22 protein-coding genes are annotated in these 15,824 nt (G+C 70.8%); 13 read left to right on the top strand and 9 right to left on the bottom strand.

Annotated elements, in window-relative coordinates:
• Nucleotides 1-159: 159 nt before the first annotated feature.
• From AVW11_RS20570 to AVW11_RS20580, 3 genes are all read left to right on the top strand, one after another.
• Nucleotides 160-1,002 (top strand): class I SAM-dependent methyltransferase, encoded by an 843-nt coding sequence (locus AVW11_RS20570; RefSeq protein ID WP_076045193.1) that lies wholly within the window; start codon nucleotides 160-162, stop codon nucleotides 1,000-1,002.
• A gap of 87 nt (nucleotides 1,003-1,089) precedes the next feature.
• Entirely contained in the window at nucleotides 1,090-1,884 is a 795-nt protein-coding gene (locus tag AVW11_RS20575) for a 3-hydroxybutyrate dehydrogenase (RefSeq protein WP_076045195.1), read from the top strand.
• Nucleotides 1,885-1,961: 77 nt separating this feature from the next.
• On the top strand, nucleotides 1,962-2,354 hold the full coding sequence (locus tag AVW11_RS20580; RefSeq protein WP_143568871.1) for a hypothetical protein: 393 nt from the start codon (nucleotides 1,962-1,964) through the stop codon (nucleotides 2,352-2,354).
• Between the two features lie 205 nt (nucleotides 2,355-2,559).
• Here AVW11_RS20580 and AVW11_RS20585 read toward each other — a convergent pair whose 3' ends face one another.
• Complete coding sequence (locus AVW11_RS20585) at nucleotides 2,560-2,868, bottom strand: hypothetical protein (RefSeq protein ID WP_076045199.1); 309 nt, start codon at nucleotides 2,866-2,868, stop codon at nucleotides 2,560-2,562.
• A 402-nt stretch (nucleotides 2,869-3,270) separates the two neighbouring features.
• Here AVW11_RS20585 and AVW11_RS20590 point away from each other — a divergent pair, with 402 nt between their 5' ends.
• The 4 genes from AVW11_RS20590 (at nucleotide 3,271) to AVW11_RS37755 (ending at nucleotide 4,880) form a co-directional block, all read left to right on the top strand.
• Entirely contained in the window at nucleotides 3,271-3,555 is a 285-nt protein-coding gene (locus AVW11_RS20590) for a hypothetical protein (RefSeq protein ID WP_076045201.1), read from the top strand.
• A 318-nt stretch (nucleotides 3,556-3,873) separates the two neighbouring features.
• Complete coding sequence (locus AVW11_RS37750; RefSeq protein ID WP_167389235.1) at nucleotides 3,874-4,050, top strand: hypothetical protein; 177 nt, start codon at nucleotides 3,874-3,876, stop codon at nucleotides 4,048-4,050.
• Between the two features lie 37 nt (nucleotides 4,051-4,087).
• Nucleotides 4,088-4,534, top strand: coding sequence for an ATP-binding protein (locus AVW11_RS20600; protein WP_078093482.1), 447 nt, complete (start codon nucleotides 4,088-4,090; stop codon nucleotides 4,532-4,534).
• A 187-nt stretch (nucleotides 4,535-4,721) separates the two neighbouring features.
• Complete coding sequence (locus tag AVW11_RS37755) at nucleotides 4,722-4,880, top strand: DUF6126 family protein (RefSeq protein ID WP_167389236.1); 159 nt, start codon at nucleotides 4,722-4,724, stop codon at nucleotides 4,878-4,880.
• A gap of 185 nt (nucleotides 4,881-5,065) precedes the next feature.
• On the opposite strand, the gene AVW11_RS20610 is transcribed toward AVW11_RS37755, so the two are convergent.
• The 8 genes from AVW11_RS20610 to AVW11_RS20645 all read right to left on the bottom strand — a co-directional run bounded on the left by AVW11_RS20610 (nucleotide 5,066) and on the right by AVW11_RS20645 (nucleotide 11,119).
• The gene (locus tag AVW11_RS20610) at nucleotides 5,066-5,473 is read right to left on the bottom strand and encodes a hypothetical protein (RefSeq protein ID WP_413081783.1); all 408 of its coding nucleotides are present in this window, start codon (nucleotides 5,471-5,473) and stop codon (nucleotides 5,066-5,068) included.
• 326 nt (nucleotides 5,474-5,799) lie between these two features.
• A complete protein-coding gene (locus AVW11_RS20615) occupies nucleotides 5,800-6,168 on the bottom strand; it encodes an ArsR/SmtB family transcription factor (RefSeq protein WP_030848123.1) in 369 nt (122 codons plus the stop codon).
• Between the two features lie 148 nt (nucleotides 6,169-6,316).
• Entirely contained in the window at nucleotides 6,317-6,538 is a 222-nt protein-coding gene (locus AVW11_RS20620; RefSeq protein ID WP_060179626.1) for an alkylphosphonate utilization protein, read from the bottom strand.
• Nucleotides 6,539-6,586: 48 nt separating this feature from the next.
• Nucleotides 6,587-7,000: an STAS domain-containing protein gene (locus AVW11_RS20625; protein WP_037833546.1), complete on the bottom strand. Its 414-nt coding sequence runs from the start codon at nucleotides 6,998-7,000 to the stop codon at nucleotides 6,587-6,589.
• 151 nt (nucleotides 7,001-7,151) lie between these two features.
• Nucleotides 7,152-7,574 carry a pyridoxamine 5'-phosphate oxidase family protein gene (locus tag AVW11_RS20630; protein ID WP_225884555.1) on the bottom strand — a complete coding sequence of 141 codons (423 nt, stop codon included), beginning with the start codon at nucleotides 7,572-7,574 and terminating at the stop codon, nucleotides 7,152-7,154.
• Nucleotides 7,571-9,223 (bottom strand): SulP family inorganic anion transporter, encoded by a 1,653-nt coding sequence (locus AVW11_RS20635; protein ID WP_420856385.1) that lies wholly within the window; start codon nucleotides 9,221-9,223, stop codon nucleotides 7,571-7,573. Before AVW11_RS20635 ends, AVW11_RS20630 begins: the two co-directional genes overlap by 4 nt.
• 74 nt (nucleotides 9,224-9,297) lie before the next feature.
• The gene (locus tag AVW11_RS20640; RefSeq protein ID WP_060179625.1) at nucleotides 9,298-9,639 is read right to left on the bottom strand and encodes an ArsR/SmtB family transcription factor; all 342 of its coding nucleotides are present in this window, start codon (nucleotides 9,637-9,639) and stop codon (nucleotides 9,298-9,300) included.
• 253 nt (nucleotides 9,640-9,892) lie between these two features.
• Nucleotides 9,893-11,119 (bottom strand): cytochrome P450 family protein, encoded by a 1,227-nt coding sequence (locus AVW11_RS20645; RefSeq protein WP_240528221.1) that lies wholly within the window; start codon nucleotides 11,117-11,119, stop codon nucleotides 9,893-9,895.
• A gap of 244 nt (nucleotides 11,120-11,363) precedes the next feature.
• Here AVW11_RS20645 and AVW11_RS20650 point away from each other — a divergent pair, with 244 nt between their 5' ends.
• From AVW11_RS20650 to AVW11_RS20675, 6 genes are read left to right on the top strand one after another with little or no spacing between them, the layout of a single operon-like run.
• Complete coding sequence (locus AVW11_RS20650) at nucleotides 11,364-12,356, top strand: beta-ketoacyl-ACP synthase III (RefSeq protein WP_240528222.1); 993 nt, start codon at nucleotides 11,364-11,366, stop codon at nucleotides 12,354-12,356.
• A gap of 10 nt (nucleotides 12,357-12,366) precedes the next feature.
• Complete coding sequence (locus AVW11_RS20655) at nucleotides 12,367-12,678, top strand: acyl carrier protein (RefSeq protein WP_076045207.1); 312 nt, start codon at nucleotides 12,367-12,369, stop codon at nucleotides 12,676-12,678.
• Nucleotides 12,679-12,712: 34 nt separating this feature from the next.
• The gene (locus AVW11_RS20660; RefSeq protein ID WP_076045209.1) at nucleotides 12,713-13,594 is read left to right on the top strand and encodes an alpha/beta fold hydrolase; all 882 of its coding nucleotides are present in this window, start codon (nucleotides 12,713-12,715) and stop codon (nucleotides 13,592-13,594) included.
• A 59-nt stretch (nucleotides 13,595-13,653) separates the two neighbouring features.
• Complete coding sequence (locus AVW11_RS20665; protein ID WP_076045211.1) at nucleotides 13,654-14,670, top strand: ketoacyl-ACP synthase III; 1,017 nt, start codon at nucleotides 13,654-13,656, stop codon at nucleotides 14,668-14,670.
• Entirely contained in the window at nucleotides 14,667-14,912 is a 246-nt protein-coding gene (locus AVW11_RS20670) for an acyl carrier protein (protein WP_060179622.1), read from the top strand. The genes AVW11_RS20665 and AVW11_RS20670 overlap by 4 nt, the downstream gene beginning before the upstream one ends.
• The gene (locus AVW11_RS20675) at nucleotides 14,909-15,823 is read left to right on the top strand and encodes an alpha/beta fold hydrolase (protein WP_076045213.1); all 915 of its coding nucleotides are present in this window, start codon (nucleotides 14,909-14,911) and stop codon (nucleotides 15,821-15,823) included. Before AVW11_RS20670 ends, AVW11_RS20675 begins: the two co-directional genes overlap by 4 nt.
• Nucleotide 15,824: the final 1 nt, after the last annotated feature.

Raw genomic sequence — 15,824 nt, forward strand, 5'->3', positions numbered from 1 at the left:
GGCCGGGAGGCGGTCGTGTCCGCCCGGACGGGTTCTGCACCGGGGCCCGCAGGCCCCTCGTACCGGGAGGCCCCGTGGGTGGCTGCTCGTAGGCCCATGGGGGAGGGGACGCCGTAAATGGCGTGCCCCGCACCTGGGCGGTCTGCCATCCTCGGCCTCATGATCCACACCGAGGCGACCGCCGATGACGGAACCGCACTGAACCGTGCCCTGTGGGACACCCGCGCCCGCGTCCACGGCTCGACGGCCACCGACAGGTTCTACGACGTCGAGTCCTTCGTCGCGGGACGCGAGACGCTCCGGCCGCTCGAACGCGAGCTCGCAGGCGACGTCGCCGGCAAGGACCTGCTCCACCTCCAGTGCCACTTCGGCATGAACACCCTGAGCTGGGCCCGGCTGGGAGCCCGCGTCGTGGGCGTCGACTTCTCGCCGGTCGCCGTCGAACGGGCCCGCCTGCTCGCCGAGCGCACCGGCCTGCCCGCCACCTTCGTCGAAGCGGACACCCAGCGGCTGCCCGACAGCCTGGCCGGCCGCTTCGACATCGTCGTCGCCACATACGGCGTCCTGTGCTGGATCGGCGACCTCGACGCCTGGATGCGCGGCGCCGCCATGGCGCTCAGGCCGGGTGGAAGCCTGGTCCTGGTGGACCTGCACCCGGCCTTCCAGACGGTCGCCACGCTCGAACCCCTCGTCGTCGACTGGCCCTACGGCGGCGGCGAGCCCCAACGCGAAACCGTCACCGGGACCTACGCCGAACCGGGCCTCAGCCTGCCGGCGCAGGACGCGGTCGAATACCCGCACTCCATCGGGGAGATCGTCACCGCGGCCGCCACCGCCGGTCTGACCGTGCAGCACCTCGGCGAGCACGTCACCGCGGAGTTCGACCCGCGCGGCATCCTGCCTCAGGGCCAGGACGGCCTCTACCGGCTGCCGTTCGGGGACTCCCACCTCCCCGTCCTGTACTCGCTGCGTGCCCGGGCGCCCTATCCGCCCACCTCCTGAGGAGGCCCCGGCCGACACATCCGGCCGGCGGACTGTGGTGCCCGCGCACATGGGAACGGCCCCCGGGCCTCGCCGATGATTCCCGGTATGACGAGCCCCATCCCTCCCGTCCCCCACGGGACAACCGCCGCAGCAGGCATCGACCTGGCGGGCCGTACCGCCATGGTCACCGGGGCCGGAAGCGGGATCGGGCGGGCGTGCGCCACCGCGCTCGCCGCCGCCGGGGCCCATGTGCACGTGGTCGACGTCGACGCCGCGGCGGCCGGGGCCGTCGCCGAGTCGATCGGCGGCCGGGCCCACGTGGTCGACCTGGCGCAGGCCGCCCCCATCCGGGAACTCCCGGCCGAGGTCGACATTCTGGTCAACAACGCCGGCCTTCAGCACGTCGCGCCGCTGACCGAATTCCCGCCGGACCGGTTCGAACTCCTCCAGCGGGTGATGGTCCACGCCCCGTTCCTCCTGCTCCGCCGGATCCTGCCGCACATGTACGGCCGGGGCTGGGGCCGCGTCGTCAACATCTCCAGCGTGCACGGCCTGCGCGCCAGCGCGTACAAGGCCGGCTACGTGACCGCGAAGCACGCCCTCGAAGGCCTGAGCAAGGTCACGGCCGTCGAAGGAGCCCCGCACGGCGTCACCAGCAACTGCGTCAACCCCGGCTACGTCCGCACCCCGCTCGTGGAGCGGCAGATCGCGGCCCAGGCCGCCGCCCACGACATCGACGCCGACCGCGTCGTCACCGAGGTGATGCTCGGCCGCTCCGCCGTGAAACGGCTGATCGAACCGGAGGAGGTGGCCGCCGCCGTCCTGTGGCTCTGCGGCCCCCACACCGGCTACATCACCGGCGCCTCGATCCCCCTGGACGGCGGCTGGACCGCGGCATGAGCGGCGCGCGGCGCCCGCGCCGCCGTGCGTGCCGAGCCGTGACCTACGTGATGACGCCGTCGGGTGCATCGTGGACCGTGCCGTGCACCCGGTACGCGCTGCACTCGCCGACCACCGACCGGCCCGGCCCTCTCGCCGAGGCGGTCGAGGAACTGCGACGATCGGAGACGGACCGCAAGGCCTTCCCCACCTACCTCACCTGGCTCCTGCGAAGCCTCGGCGAGCCGGGTGACGGTGCGCTGCTGCGGTGGCTGGCCACGCCCGGACTCGCCGCCAACGACCACCAGGACCTCCTGAGGACCGCCGTGGCGCGCGGGCTGCGACTGCCCGCCGAGCTCCTGCGCACCTGCATACAGTGGGGGCAGTGCCGGCACCGGCGGCTCGCCCGCCCCCCCCCAGCCCGTCCTTCGCGCCGCTCCTCGGCGCCCGCGCGTGGACGGCGCCGATCGCCGGGCGGCTGTCCGAGGTGACCGGACCCGACCCGAACACACCGCGTTCACCATCGCCCTGGAGCTGAGATGGGCGTCCGATGGCTGGCCGAGATCTCGGCAGGCCACCCGAGCGGGAGCATCGACGAAGCCTCCGACTCTCACGCCGATGTCTATCCAGCTGGCCGCGGCTTCGGCGCGGGCTCGGGTGCTGGTGAGGCGGTAGACACTGCACGGCGCTATGCCGTCAAGCTCGCGGGACGAGCCCTCCGTTCACGGCGCGGAGGAAGAGGCGTTGGTGCCACTCGTTGGCGTCCGGTCCGGGGTCGGTGGCCAGGACAGGGTTGGGGCCGGTCTCGATGAGGTGCAGGAGCGTCCAGGCGACGCCATAGCAATCGTCCGGGCCGAAGCAGGAGACGAGCGCTCGGGCTTCCTCTCTCGTGACCGGCTTCGGAATCGCTTCGATCTGCTCGGCGCGCCTGCCAATCTCTTCTTCACTCGCGTCCCAGTCGGGAAGCGGGCCGTCGGCGACGAACACCTGCACTTCGGGTCTCATGGGCGAATGATCGGTTGCGTTTGCCACCGCGGGCAAGCCGTCTTGGCTGGTCAGGCTGCCCCGCTGCCGCGGCGAGTGAAGTGAAGGGGAAGCGGACCGCCGGCGCGGTGTCGGAGGGCACCTGCCAGCTACCATGCGATCGGATACATCAACAAGGGCGCCCTGAAAGCGAGATGGCCACAGACCCCATGAGTGCGACCCGATCCCCGCGTCGCGGGATGCGTCTGGGCCTGGCCGCCGCCCTCGGCCTCGCCTTGCCGGCAGGGTCGCTGTACGTGCTTTTCCACGGGTCGGAAGGCTCGTGCGAGGAGACGAGGGCGGCCGAGCGCATGGCCCAGGTCTCGGCCGCCGGCGCCCGCCGCCCCGGCCGGTGCCACGCCGGTGCGGACCAGTGTGGAGTGCATGGACGACAGCGGCGATCCCTGGGTCGCCGCGGACAGCGGCTACACCCACGACCTGGACGCCCGGTCGCTGGCCGCCCACTACTGGGACACCGCGGGCAGGGACGGATGGAAAGCGGTCGGCACCCGGGCCCAGGCCCCGGACCGGCTCCGGAGCGGCTTCGGCATGTGCTTCCAGAAGGAGGTGGCCGGTCGGCCGGCCCTGCTCCGGGTGGGGGCCGACGGGCCGAAGGAGTACGTGGTGACCGTGGAGTCCGCTCTGGACGGATCCACGATCGCCTGCTGAACCGCTGACAGCGCACCGAGGCCCTGTCCCGACTCCACCGCGATGCGACCTGCTGCCCGTCGACGGAAAGCAGCGGGCAGCCGAAGTGAGTGCGGGAATCTGTGGCGGGGCGCAGGCGGCCCAGCCTCGACCGGGGCCGCAGCGGCGCTGGGGGTGCCACGGGAGGCGGCGACCGAGGTCCCGCCAGGCGGCCGGGCGCCTCGTCCGACGGCGGCTTGCCCGCCGAGAAGGTGCTGTGCGCTGGGCGGCGCCACACCCGCTAGACTTGCAGAAGTCTGCAATTTGCAAAGTCTGGATCAGGTGGACGGAGGTTGCGGTGTGGCCGTGTTCGAGGAAGCGGTGCTGGAGCGGGTTCGCATGGCGCAGGCTCGCCTGCAGGCTGCGCAGGAAGCTGACGACGTCATCGAGGAAGCGCAGGCCGCCGAAGAGCTGGAGGACGCTCTGCGCGTGGCCCGCGAGCACGGCACGGCCGTCGGCAGCGAGGGCGGCCCATGAACTCGATCACACCACTGCCCGACCCTGGGCGGCTGCGATGAGCCGCCGCCCCAGCGGTCAGCCCACCCTGCCGCAAGCACGCCGGCACGCGTGGACGGTGCCGCTGGTGCCGGGCTCCGTGCGGGCCGCCCGCGAGCGTACCGAGCGGTCGCTGGTCCTGTTCGGCCTGCACAGCACCTCGGCGCTGTTCGGTGCGGCACTCCTGGTCGTCAGCGAGCTCGTAACCAACGCCGTCCGTCATGCCCAGCAGGCGCCGGACGCCGAGATCACCCTCCACATGACCGAGCACCTGCTCGTGGTCGCCGTCGCAGACCTGGACTCCCGCCCCATAGTGCTGGCCGACACCGGCCGGTCCGGACGGGGGCTGCGTACGGTGGCCGACATGGCACGCGCCTTCGGCGGTGACATCCGTATCGAGCCGGCTTCCACAGGGCGCGGCAAAAGCGTCGTCGTCCGCTTCGTCCTGCCGGAAGGCACGCCGTGACCGGCGGCAGGGAAGAACCCGCTGCGCAGCTCTACCAGATCACCTACAGGGGCCCCGACCCCCGGCCCGACACCCGCGTGGTGGAGGCGAGGGAAGTCCAAGCCGTCATCGCGCAGGCCAGTGCCCACGGGATGCAGGTCTTCGTGCGGCCCTACGCTCGCCCGCACCCACCGAAGGAAGCCGCGCCATGACGGACAACACCCCTGACGAGTACACCCCGGCGAACCACGAGAGGTGGAAGGAGAGGGGCGTAGCACTGCGCGCCTTCTTCTACATTTTCGGCACGCACGTCTTCGCCGGGTTCATCTGGCTGCTGTTCTACCTGGGTGAGCACGCCCAGAAGTGACACGGGCCGACGGCGCGAACGGAACGGGTGACAGCCTCCGCGCCTGGCCTCCTCACGGCACCTGCCCGCGGGCTGTTGAGTCACCGACAGCCGACAGCCCGCTTGTGGTCGCGCGGGCACAGTCAGGCGGTGCCGCCGGTCAGCGGCATCCGGTCATGAGGCGTGTCCTCCCCGTGAGTTGTGCGTCAGGAGAGGTCCGTGCGGCCCAGCCAGGAGGGCCGCAGCGGTACTCCGTCCTCGTCGCACCCCGAGTCGGCCGCCGCCGACGGCTCCTCCGGCACCGGTGCCGGAGAGGGCACAGTTCCCTGAGCCCGGGCCGGCTCGGCCGTGTCCTGCCGTGGCGGCTGCGGGCGGTCGGTGTCCTCCAGGAGTTCAGCGATGCTGAAGCGCGTGGCGTAGGACTGCCAGGCACCGTCGATCACCAGCAGGAACCCGTCGCCGCTCCGCAGGAGGCGACGACGCTTGGGGCTGCGTGGGTGCTCAGGGGCGTATGCGCGGGCCCGTCTTTCCAGTTCCGCCAGGGCCGCCTCCCGCGAGCCCTCCACGTGCGCCACGACGTAGGCTTCCGTGTGCTTGCGTTCGCCCAGGCCCACCGTGGCCTCGACGACCAGCCCCCACGTCGTCACGCCCGCCTCCTCGGCCCCCGCTGCTGCTTGCAGCCCCCGGGCATTCCCTGCTTCCGGCATTCCCTGCTTCTCCCCGTCCCGGCACATGGCCATCTGCCGTGCGACATGACGTACTCCGATGGGGCCGCGGAGGGAACCGTCACCCGGATCCCCGTCCCGCAGGCCGCTGATGATCTTGTCATACCTGCTGACACGTCTTCCGGTGTCGGAACCGCGTCGAACCCGCACCGACGGAGGACAGCCGCCGCATGGGGGATGCGGGCCCTCGCGGGGCCGGCACCGCGGAGCGCCGGCTACCGCTGGGTCGGGCGGCTGGCTCGAAGGTCGGCCAGGAGTTCGGCCTGGCCCTCCAGGACACCGGAGAGGATGCCGCGGGCTACCCTCAGCAGTTCGGCGATTTGCGAGTCGGTGAGCGAGTAATAGACGTTCGAGCCCTCCCGGCGGGTGACCACCAGGTTGGCCCTGCGCAGGACGGCCAACTGCTGGGAAAGGCTCGCGGCCTCCACCCCGACCTCCGGCAGCATCTCGGCGACCGCGTGCTCCCGTACGGACAGGAGTTCGAGGACGCGGATGCGGACCGGGTGCCCCAGCGTTTTGAAGAACTCCGACTTCAGCTGGTACAGCGGCGTGCTCGCCTGCGTAGCCCTGCCGTGACTGCCCATCTCATCCACCCGGAACCGCTCCTTCGCGGGGCATCCGCTCGCCCCTCTTCGAAACCTGTGACCTCCACAATTGCAGATCCCTGCAACTCGCGGGACCCGGCGTCCGGCCTCAGCGACGTTCAGCCCACCGGCAGGGGCCCGCCGCCGGTCAGGCCTTCTTGAGGAACTCGGTCCTCAGGACCAGGCCCTTGACCTTCTTCGTGTTGCACTCGACCTCGCCCGGGCGGGAGGTGAGGCGGATGTTCTTGACCAGGGTGCCGCGCTTGAGGGTCTCGGAGGTCCCCTTGACCTTCAGATCCTTGATCAGGGTGACCGAGTCGCCGTCCTCCAGCACGGTGCCGTGGGAGTCCTTGAAGATGATGCCGCTCATGGTTCGGGTGTCCTTGTCGTTCTCGTAGGGAGGGTGATGCTGGTCATCTCAGGCGAGGGCGGGTTCCCCGGGTTCCTGCGGGGCGGCAGGCCAGTCACCGGTCCTCCATTGCCTGACCGCGCCCTGCGCCCCGTGGGCGGCCAGTGCGGCGCCGAGGTCGCAGTGGACCGGGACGGGTGGGCAGGTGGCGTCCGGGACGAGGGAGCCGTCTGCGGGGATCGCCGCGAGCTCGAGGCGGCGCCCGCTCCCGGCCAGGCGGCGGGCGGCCTGGGCGACGGCGATCTGGCCGCCGGCGGACCAGCCGAGCAGCCCGGTCAGGTCGAGGATGACCGGGCCGGTGCCCCGGGCCAGTGCCCAGCCGATCGCGCCGGTGAACCGGTCGGTGGCGTCCGCGCCGAGATACCCGGCCAGGGACAGCACACCCAGGTCCTGGCAGGAGGTGTAGCGCCATTCAATCGTCATCGTTGCTTCCTCGGCTTCACAGGGGGAGGGGATCCAGATGGCCTTGCCGCGTCCGACAGCACCGTCCGCGTCCGCCGGCACGACGGCCCACGGCCGGCACATCCGGCACATGCCGGCACATGCCGGCAGGGCATCGTCTCGACCCGCACGCTCACCGGCCCGCCTCTGTCACGGTGCGGGCCAGGCGGAATCCGTACACCTGCTGCGGGTGCAGGCGCAGCAGGGTGTCGTGCGGGCCGTGGGCCCATCCGGGCAGGGTGCGCCGGTAATGGGCGGCCTCGTCCGGGTCCGAGATGACGTCCGCCGGGCCATGGGCACTGACCGTCCAGCCGGTACCGGCCGGGCTGCGGATCTCATCCACCTGGTAGGTCAGCAGCGCTCGGCCGGGGACAGCCGCGGCTTGCACGGGGGTGCGGACGATGAGGCGTCCGTACTCCATCACGTGTGCGGCGGGTCGGACGACGGCCAGGTCCCTTTGGACGTAGACGAGTCGGCCCTGGGCGGAGCCTTCGAGGAGCCACAGGGCCTCGGTGCCGGAGACCTCGATCATGCGGCGGTCGGCGGAAACGGTCATCGTGCGGCCTTCCGGAAACGGTGCGGTCGATGTTCGAGCGGAAGCAGGCCTGCCTGCTCCAGGTGCTTGCGGGCGCCGACGATCGCCTCCGGGGTGGTGGCGTACTCGCGGCCCTCCCTGCCCAGCAGCTCCAGAGCGCCGACGGCGTCGAGTGCTTGGCGCTGGCCGGGCCGGATACCGGAGGTGAGGACGGCGATGCCGCGCCGGTTCAGCTTCTCCACCGCGTCCTTGAGGACGAGTGCGCCGGTGGCGTCCAGGGTGGTCACCCTCGACATGCGCAGGATGACCACCCTGACGTCGCAGACCTCGGAGAGTTCGAGGAGGAAGCGGTGGGCGCCGACGAAGAAGAGGGGCCCGTCGATGCGGTACGCGACGATGTGCTCGGCCAGCAGGGCGTGTTCCTCGTCGCTGTGCTCGCCGGGCAGGTCGGGGCGGAAGTCGACCTGCTCCATCCGCGCCTGGCCCGCCACCGCCTTCAGGGCGAGGGCGCCCGCGACGACCAGACCGATGATCACCGCGTAGACCAGGTCGAGGGCCAGGGTGGCAGCGGCGGTGAGGACGAGTACGGCCGCGTCGGAACGGGTCGCCTTCGCCATCGCGCGCAGGGAGCCGACCTCCACCATGCGGACCGCGGTGGCCAGCAGTACGCCGGCCAGCGCGGCCAGGGGGATCTTCGAGACCAGGGGCGCCGCGGCGAACACGATGACCGCGAGCACGGCGGCATGGGTGAGCGCGGCGAGACGGGAGGAGGCGCCGGTGCGGACATTGACGGCCGTACGCGCGATGGCGGCGGTGGCGGGAACACCGCCGAACAGCGGGGCGGCCAGGTTGGCGACGCCCTGCCCGAACAGCTCCTTGTCCGGGTCGTGCTGCTGCCCCACCGTCATCCCGTCCGCGACCGTCGCCGACAGCAGGGACTCCAGCGCGGCAAGTGCCGCGACCGCGACCGCCGGGGCGAGCAGTGAGCCGACGGCGGAGACGTCGAGGAAGGCCAGGGAGGGGGCGGGGAGCCCGGAGGGCAGGTCACCGATGGGGGCCGCCCCGTCGAGGTGGAAGACCTGCGTGATCACCGTGGCTGCGATCACCGCGACGATCGAGAACGGGATCGTCGGCTTCCACCGGGCGCCCGCCAGCATCACTGCCGTGACCCCTGCCGAGAGGCCGATCGCGGTCCAGTTCGGGAACGCCACGCTGTCCACGAGCGCCCGCCACGCCACCAGTACGACCTTCTCGCCCTCGGGCGCGTCCACCCCGAGCGCATGGGGTATCTGCTGGAGGCCGATCACGCAGGCGATGCCCAGGGTGAACCCCTCCACCACCGGCGCCGGCACGTACCGCATGTACTGGCCGGCCCGCAGCAGGGCGAGAGCGATGAGGATCACGCCGGCCATCAGGCCCACGGTCAGCACGCCGCCGGGCCCGTACCGGGCGACGATCGGCACCAGGACCACGGTCATGGCACCCGTCGGGCCGGAAACCTGGAGGTTCGAGCCGCCCAGCAGTGCGGCGAGCGCTCCGGCGACCACGGCGGTGGCGAGTCCCGCCTCGGCGCCGAGCCCGGAGGAGACACCGAAGCCGAGCGCGAGGGGGAGGGCGACGATCGCCACGGTCACCCCGGCCAGCAGGTCCTGGCGGGGGTGACGGCCCATCGCCTTGAAGTCGGCCCTGGCCGGCAGCACCGAGCGGACCCGCCCGAGCGCGGAAGCCAGGAAGGCGCTCACGGTCACGGCGCCGTGACCTCGGACTCGCGCAGTTCTTCCAGCAGCTCGCTCTGGCCGGTCAGGACCTCGGTCAGGATCCGGCGGGCCGCCAGCATCAACTGTGCGACGTCCCCGCCCGCCAGCCCGTACACGACCGTCGCGCCGTTCCGGGTCGAGGTGACGATCCCCGACCGGCGCAGGACCGCGAGCTGCTGCGACAGGGCGGACGGCTCGACCTCGATCGCGGCCAGCAGGTCCCGTACCGGCATCGGACCGTCCTGCAGCAGCTCCAGAACCCTTATCCGCACCGGGTGCCCGAGCATCCGGAAGAACTCGCTCTTGGCCTGATACAGCGGAACCGGCACGGTCTCGCACCCTTCTCACCACCCCGACCGGGGCCTTACGCCTGGTGCTGTGTCCGCGGCTACCTACGAACCAGCCATCACAGCATCTATGAAATTGCATAATTCTGCAATTCGCAGATGTCGCCACTGCTGGAGCCGGTTGCGGACCCGGTCCGCGGGCACCGAGAGGGGGCCTTGCTGCCGCGTCTGTGCAGGCAGGAGCGGTCAGGAGGGGTTGCTGCGGGAGTCGCTGATCACGGTCGACGGGCGGAGCCTAGTGGCCGGGCGGGCGCAGGCGGATCGGGAGAGAGGCCAGGCCGCGGAACATGCCGGGCTGCCAGACCAGGTCGCCGGGGGCGCACAGCAGCTGCATATCGGGGTAGCGGTCGAGAAGGCCGGTGAAGGCGACGTGTGCTTCGAGGCGGGCCAACGGTGCGCCGACGCAGTAGTGGATTCCGTGACCGAAGGCGAGGTGCCCGGCCGTGGGCCGGGTGATGTCCAGGGTGTCGGCCGCGTCGAACTGCTTGTCGTCCCGATTGGCGGAGGTCAGCGCGATGGCCACGGGTGAGTTCGGGGGGATGCGGGTGCCGGCGAGTTCGACGGGTTCGGTGGTGAAACGCAGGGTTGCCGTTTTGACGGGGCCCTCGTAGCGCAGGAGTTCTTCGACGGCTCCCGGCAGGAGGCCTCGGTCACGTTGCAGGCGGGCGAGTTGTTCGGGGTGGAGGAGGAGGGTGGCCATACCGGCGGCGATGAGGTGGACGGTGGTCTCGTGGCCGGCGACCAGGAGGAGGAAGGTGGTCGCCACCAGTTCCTCCGGGCTGAGCCTGCCGTCGGCGCTCTGAGCCTGGACCAGGCGGCTGAGGAGGTCGTCCGCAGGAGCGCGGCGTTTGTGGTCGACCAGTTCGCGCAGGTAGCCCAGGAGAGCCGGAGCCGCAGCGGCGATGCGCTGAGGGTCGTTGGACATGCGGGCGCCGAGCCAGTGGTCGAACCGTTCGCGGTCGGGCAGGGGGACGCCGAGGAGTTCGCAGAGCACGGCCATCGGCAAGGGGTGCGCAAAGGCGTGCAGGAGGTCCGTTTCGGTGTGGGCCGCCATGTCGTCGAGCAGTTTGCGGGTGATGCTTTCGACGGCGGGCCGCAGTTTCTCCGACGCGCGGACTGTGAATGCTTTGTTGACGAGGCTGCGTAGGCGGGTGTGGTCCGGGGGGTCGGAGTTGAGCATGTGCGACACCAGGTCCACCGCGAATGCCATCACATCGGCCTTGCGGTTGATGTTGGCCAGGATGGAACGTCGGGCCACGTCGACGTTCTTCGACAGGCGCGGGTCGGCCAAAGCCAGGCGGGCCTCGTCGTAGCCGGAGACGACCCAGAGTTTCAGTCCGCCGGGCCCCACGGCCTGGGCGACCGGGCTGTGGAACCTCAAACGTGTGAAGAACGCGTGCGGGTCCCGGACGTATTCGGGGCTGTCCATCGACGGGAGTTCGGTTTCCAGCTGGGCGTTCACCGCGTGACCCCTTATGTCTCGTTCTTTTATCGTCCAGGATCGTAGGGCATTCCCGGCGGGCCGATACATCGCATCATCCGAGAATGGGTGATGGGTAAATCCGCTTCCCGGCTCTTCCTATTTATCGCTTGCGTGCGCGCTTTGACAGGGCTTTCGCCCCGGCCTATTGTCGCGGGCGTCGATCGAATGATTCGGCCTGATTTCCCTTGGCTCTGGAGGTTTGGTGTCGCATCGTCCGGTGTCCGTGATCTCGGGTGTCGGGTCGTGTCTTCCGGGGCGCGTCATCGGCAATCGGGACGAGCCGTTGGCGTCGTTGGACACCACCGACGAGTGGATCCGCTCCAGGACGGGCATCGAAAGCCGGCGGTGGGTGGAGCCGGGGACCAGCACCGGTGATCTTGCGGTGGATGCCGCGCGGTCCGCGCTTCGGCGGGCGGGCCGGCCGGTGGTCGACCTGGTGGTGCTGGCGACGACCACCCCTGATCACCACTCGCCCGCCACGGCCCCCGCGGTCGCGGCCCGTCTCGGCCTGGGAACGGTGCCGGCGTTCGACGTGTCGGCTGCCTGCTCGGGCTTCACCTACGCCCTGGCCGCGGGTGACGCGTGGGTCAGGGCGGGTACGGCCCAGTGCGTGCTGGTGGTGGCGGCGGAGACGCTCTCGACGATCACCGATCCCTCGGACCGCGGCACCGCGGTGGTGTTCGCCGACGGTGCCGGCGCGGTGGTGCTGAGAGCCGGCTCCTCGCACGAGCCGGGAGCCATTGTCGCCACCTCCCTGGGCAGTGACGGAACACAGGACGATCTCGCCGTGGTGCGGGCCGGCGGCTCCCGTTGGCCCGACCACGCGGGGGAGTCCTCCTTGGCGGACCGCTGCCTGCGCATGCGCGGTCCGCAGATGTTCTCCCACGCCGTGCGCCGCATGACGGCTTCTTCGCGCGCGCTCCTCGAAGAGGTGGGCTGGCCGGTGGACTCGGTGGGCGCGTTCATCGGACACCAGGCCAACCAGCGCATCCTGGACAAGGTCGCGGATCTCGTCGGTGTCAGGGCCGAGGCCCGATTCGGCAACATCCGCGAAGTGGGAAACACCTCCTCCGCGTCGATTCCGCTCGTCATGGACGACCTGGTCGCCCGGCAGGCCGTCACGCCGGGAACGCGCACCCTTTTCACAGCATTCGGCGGCGGCGCGACCTGGGGCTCGGTAGCACTTTCCTGGCCCTTGATCAAAGAGCACGAGTGAGGCAGACCCCATGACCGATTCCTTCACCACCCCGCTCAGCTACATCCAGAACTACCTGGCGGCTGCGCACGACCTTCCCCTCGCCGACCTGAGCGGAACGCGGACGTTCGAAAGCCTCGATCTTGACTCCATCGCCCAGGTGGAAATGTTCGTCACGATCTCGGACCACTACCGCATTCACCTCGACGACTCCCTCGCCTCCGCGGACATGACGTTGTCCCAGACCGCGGAGATGGTCGAACAGGCCCTCCGCGAGAGGCCGGCCACATCCCACCGGGACAGTGCCGCCGAAACCCACGCCCCCGCCGCCGTTCGCCCCTGATACCCGCACCTTCCCCGACGGACATCGGAGAGCCATGCCCGAGCCGCTCACCCGCACCCTGCCGCTGGACGGGCTGACCTTCTCGTATCAGGCGCAGTGGACCGACCGGCCCACCATCGAACCGGTATTCGTGATCGGAGGCGTCCTGCAAGGCATGCACGGCTGGTCCATCATGGAACGCCACGTCCTTCCCCACGCCGCCCTGATCTCCGTCGACCTGCCCGGGGCCGGGGAATCGACGCCTCTGCGGCCGGAGCAGGACATGGAGACGATGTGCCGAGCCGTCGAGTTGATCATCGACGACCTCGGGCTGGACCGTGTCAACTTCCTGGGGTACTCCTTCGGCTCGGCCGTCGCCTTCCGCTGTGCCCAGCGACGCCCGGAACGCATCGCACGCCTGGCGCTCGGTGGTGTGCCGGTCCGTATCAGCGAGAAGCTGATCGACCTGTGGATGCGGGGCGCACAACGCATGCTCGAGGGAGATCCCAACGGATTCGTCGAGGTGCTGACGGAGATGTTCCTGTGCTGCGACACCGGCGCCGTCATCCGCAACCGTGACGTCGTACGACAGTTGGTCAAACGCATGACGCTGCGCGCCGTCACGGCCAGCGCCCACGGCTTCCGCACCATGGAACGCTCGGTCCTGGAGAACCTCGACCCGGTCGGCGGACTCGCGGGAGTACCGACGCTGGTGTTCTGCGGGGAGCACGACACCATCAGTTCCGCCCGCGAGCAGTACGAGTTCTCCCAGACCATCGAGGACTGCGCGTTCGCGGCCATCGGCGAAGCCGACCACTGGGTGTTCATGCAGCGGCGTGAGGAAGCCAGCGACCTGGTGATGCGCTTCTTCACGGGCCGCCCCGTGGCGGGCATGGACTACCTCACTCCGCTCGCCGGCGCCTCCCTCCGGGCCTGACCCCGCAGAGCCGGGGCCGGCGCCGTTCGCATGCACGAGACCAGGGAGAGGACGGGGCGATGACAGGCATGGTCCTGGCCGGTCTGGGGTGCTGGCTGCCCCCGACCGTGGTGGCCAACACAGACCTGATGAACACCGAGATGGACAGCTTCGTCCGCCGGCGCATCGGCGTCGTCAGCCGACACCGCATCAGTCAGGGCGCCGCCACCGTCCACCTCGCCGCCGAGGCGGCCAGGCTGGCGATGCACGCCGCGGCCGTGAACGCGGTCGATACGCTCATTCTCGCCACCACCACCCCCGACCGGCTCTGCCCCGCGGGCGCACCCGAGGTGGCCAGCCGCCTGGGACTGACCGGCATCCCCGCCTTCGACATCAACGCCGGGTGCTCGGGATTCCTCTATGCCCTGCAACTGGCCCGCGGGCTGCTCGCCACATCAGCCGGCACCGTTCTCGTCGTCGGCGCGGAGAGCGCCTCGACCATGGTCAACCCGGCCGACCCCAGCACCGCCCCGATCTTCGGAGACGGTGCCGGAGCAGCCGTCGTGCGTCGGGCGGAGCAGGGTGAGGACAGCACGTTCGGGCCCACGGCATGGGGGAGCGACGGCACCCTCGCCGACGCCATCGCCATTCCCGCCGGCGGATCACGCCAGCGGGTTCCGGCTCCTGGACGCGGAGACGCGGACCTGTTCCTGCACCTGCGCGGCCCGGAGGTTCTGCGCAACGCCGTACGCCGCATGAAATCGGCCGCCACCGAGGCAGCCGAGGCGGCCGGCTGGACACTGGACGACGTCGACCTCCTGATCACCCACCAGGCGAACGCCACCATCAGCACCGCCCTGGCGGCAGCCCTCCCCTTCCCCCGGGAACGCATGCCGTCCAACATCCACCGGGTCGGCAACACCGCAGCGGCTTCCGTACCCATCCTGCTGGCCGAGGCCGCCGCGCAAGGCCTCCTCGCGCAGGGAAACCGGCTGCTGCTCACGGCATTCGGCAGCGGCCTGTCCTGGGCCGCCACAACCGCCCTGTGGCCCTGCGTTGCCTCCCTCACCGCATACCAGAAGGAGACCACACCGTGAACGACGACGTCCTGGCCACCGTCATCGACATCCTCACCACGAAGGCGGGCCTGCCGCCCGGCCCGGTCACCCCCACCGCCACGCTCCAGGAAGCGGGCGTCGACTCCATGGCCGCCGCCGTCCTCGCCATGATCCTCGAGGACGATCACCACCTCGTCATCACCGAAACCGCCCTGACGGCCCAGTCCACCGTCGCAGACCTGGCCGCCTTCATCGAAACACAGCTGGCCACCCGGGCGTGAACGCAAGCCCGGTCCACACCAGCGCCGCCCCGTTCCAGGCCCGCGACGAACAGATCCTCTGGCGCACCACGGCGTTCTCCTGCCGAACCCTCACGCCCTGCGCAGTCCCCACCGGCCCAGCGCTGCTCGTCCTGGGCGGGGGCCTGCAAACCCGCCACTCCTGGGCCCGCCTCGAGCAGCGCCTGGCGCCCCACCACCCCGTCCTCATCCCCGAACTGCCGCCCGCCCGCCCACGCGGCGCCCCCCACCTCGACTGGAACGACCTCACCGACGCCGCCGTCCGCACCCTTGACCAGCTCGGGGTGGCGCAGACAGCCGTCCTCGGGGTGTCCTCCGGCTACCCGGTGGCCTACCGCCTCGCCCAACGGCATCCCGGGCGGACCTCGCACCTGATGCTCTTCGGAGCATCACCGAAGCCCGGACCCCGCCTCACAGCCCTCATCCAGGAGGGGCTCCACCACCTCCACCGGACCGACCCCGCCGCGCAGGCACGCACCCACCAGGCCGAACGGCTTGTCGCCCTGCTGACCAATCCAGCGGCCGCCGCCCACGACCTGCTCATGCGGGCCGCAGCCAAAGTCCTGCTGCAGCACCTCCTGGCCGCACCCCACGACCCCCTCAAGGCCTACATCCGCGACCGGGGAGCCCTCCTGCTGCAACAACCCCTTCCATACGGCGGCATCAGCGGAGTCCCCGCCCTCGTCGGCGTCGGCGCCTACGACACCACCACCACGGTCGCCGACAACCGGGCCGTCGCCGCCACCATCCGCGGCGCCACATTCGCCGTCTTCGACAACTGCGACCACCTCCTCCACATGGAACGCGACGCCGATTTCGCCACCCTCATCACCCGCTTCCTCCGTTCGGACCCCACCGCCCTCCGCGGCTGCACCACCGAAGTCCTGCCCTGAC

Origin of the sequence: Streptomyces amritsarensis, from assembly GCF_001953875.1 — a bacterium.
Classification (GTDB): Bacteria; Actinomycetota; Actinomycetes; order Streptomycetales; family Streptomycetaceae; genus Streptomyces; species Streptomyces amritsarensis.

Excerpts from the sequence above, each read along its gene's own strand:
- AVW11_RS20660 (WP_076045209.1), top strand. The coding sequence starts at position 12,713 with ATGCCCGAGCCGCTCACCCGCACCCTGCCGCTGGACGGGCTGACCTTC.
- AVW11_RS20665 (WP_076045211.1), top strand. The coding sequence starts at position 13,654 with ATGACAGGCATGGTCCTGGCCGGTCTGGGGTGCTGGCTGCCCCCGACC.
- AVW11_RS20630 (WP_225884555.1), bottom strand. The coding sequence starts at position 7,574 with ATGACCGTTTCCGCCGACCGCCGCATGATCGAGGTCTCCGGCACCGAG.
- AVW11_RS20620 (WP_060179626.1), bottom strand. The coding sequence starts at position 6,538 with ATGAGCGGCATCATCTTCAAGGACTCCCACGGCACCGTGCTGGAGGAC.
- AVW11_RS37755 (WP_167389236.1), top strand. The coding sequence starts at position 4,722 with ATGACGGACAACACCCCTGACGAGTACACCCCGGCGAACCACGAGAGG.
- AVW11_RS20625 (WP_037833546.1), bottom strand. The coding sequence starts at position 7,000 with ATGACGATTGAATGGCGCTACACCTCCTGCCAGGACCTGGGTGTGCTG.
- AVW11_RS20600 (WP_078093482.1), top strand. The coding sequence starts at position 4,088 with ATGAGCCGCCGCCCCAGCGGTCAGCCCACCCTGCCGCAAGCACGCCGG.
- AVW11_RS20615 (WP_030848123.1), bottom strand. The coding sequence starts at position 6,168 with ATGGGCAGTCACGGCAGGGCTACGCAGGCGAGCACGCCGCTGTACCAG.
- AVW11_RS20635 (WP_420856385.1), bottom strand. The coding sequence starts at position 9,223 with ATGGGCCGTCACCCCCGCCAGGACCTGCTGGCCGGGGTGACCGTGGCG.
- AVW11_RS20570 (WP_076045193.1), top strand. The coding sequence starts at position 160 with ATGATCCACACCGAGGCGACCGCCGATGACGGAACCGCACTGAACCGT.
- AVW11_RS20590 (WP_076045201.1), top strand. The coding sequence starts at position 3,271 with ATGGACGACAGCGGCGATCCCTGGGTCGCCGCGGACAGCGGCTACACC.
- AVW11_RS20575 (WP_076045195.1), top strand. The coding sequence starts at position 1,090 with ATGACGAGCCCCATCCCTCCCGTCCCCCACGGGACAACCGCCGCAGCA.
- AVW11_RS20655 (WP_076045207.1), top strand. The coding sequence starts at position 12,367 with ATGACCGATTCCTTCACCACCCCGCTCAGCTACATCCAGAACTACCTG.
- AVW11_RS20585 (WP_076045199.1), bottom strand. The coding sequence starts at position 2,868 with ATGAGACCCGAAGTGCAGGTGTTCGTCGCCGACGGCCCGCTTCCCGAC.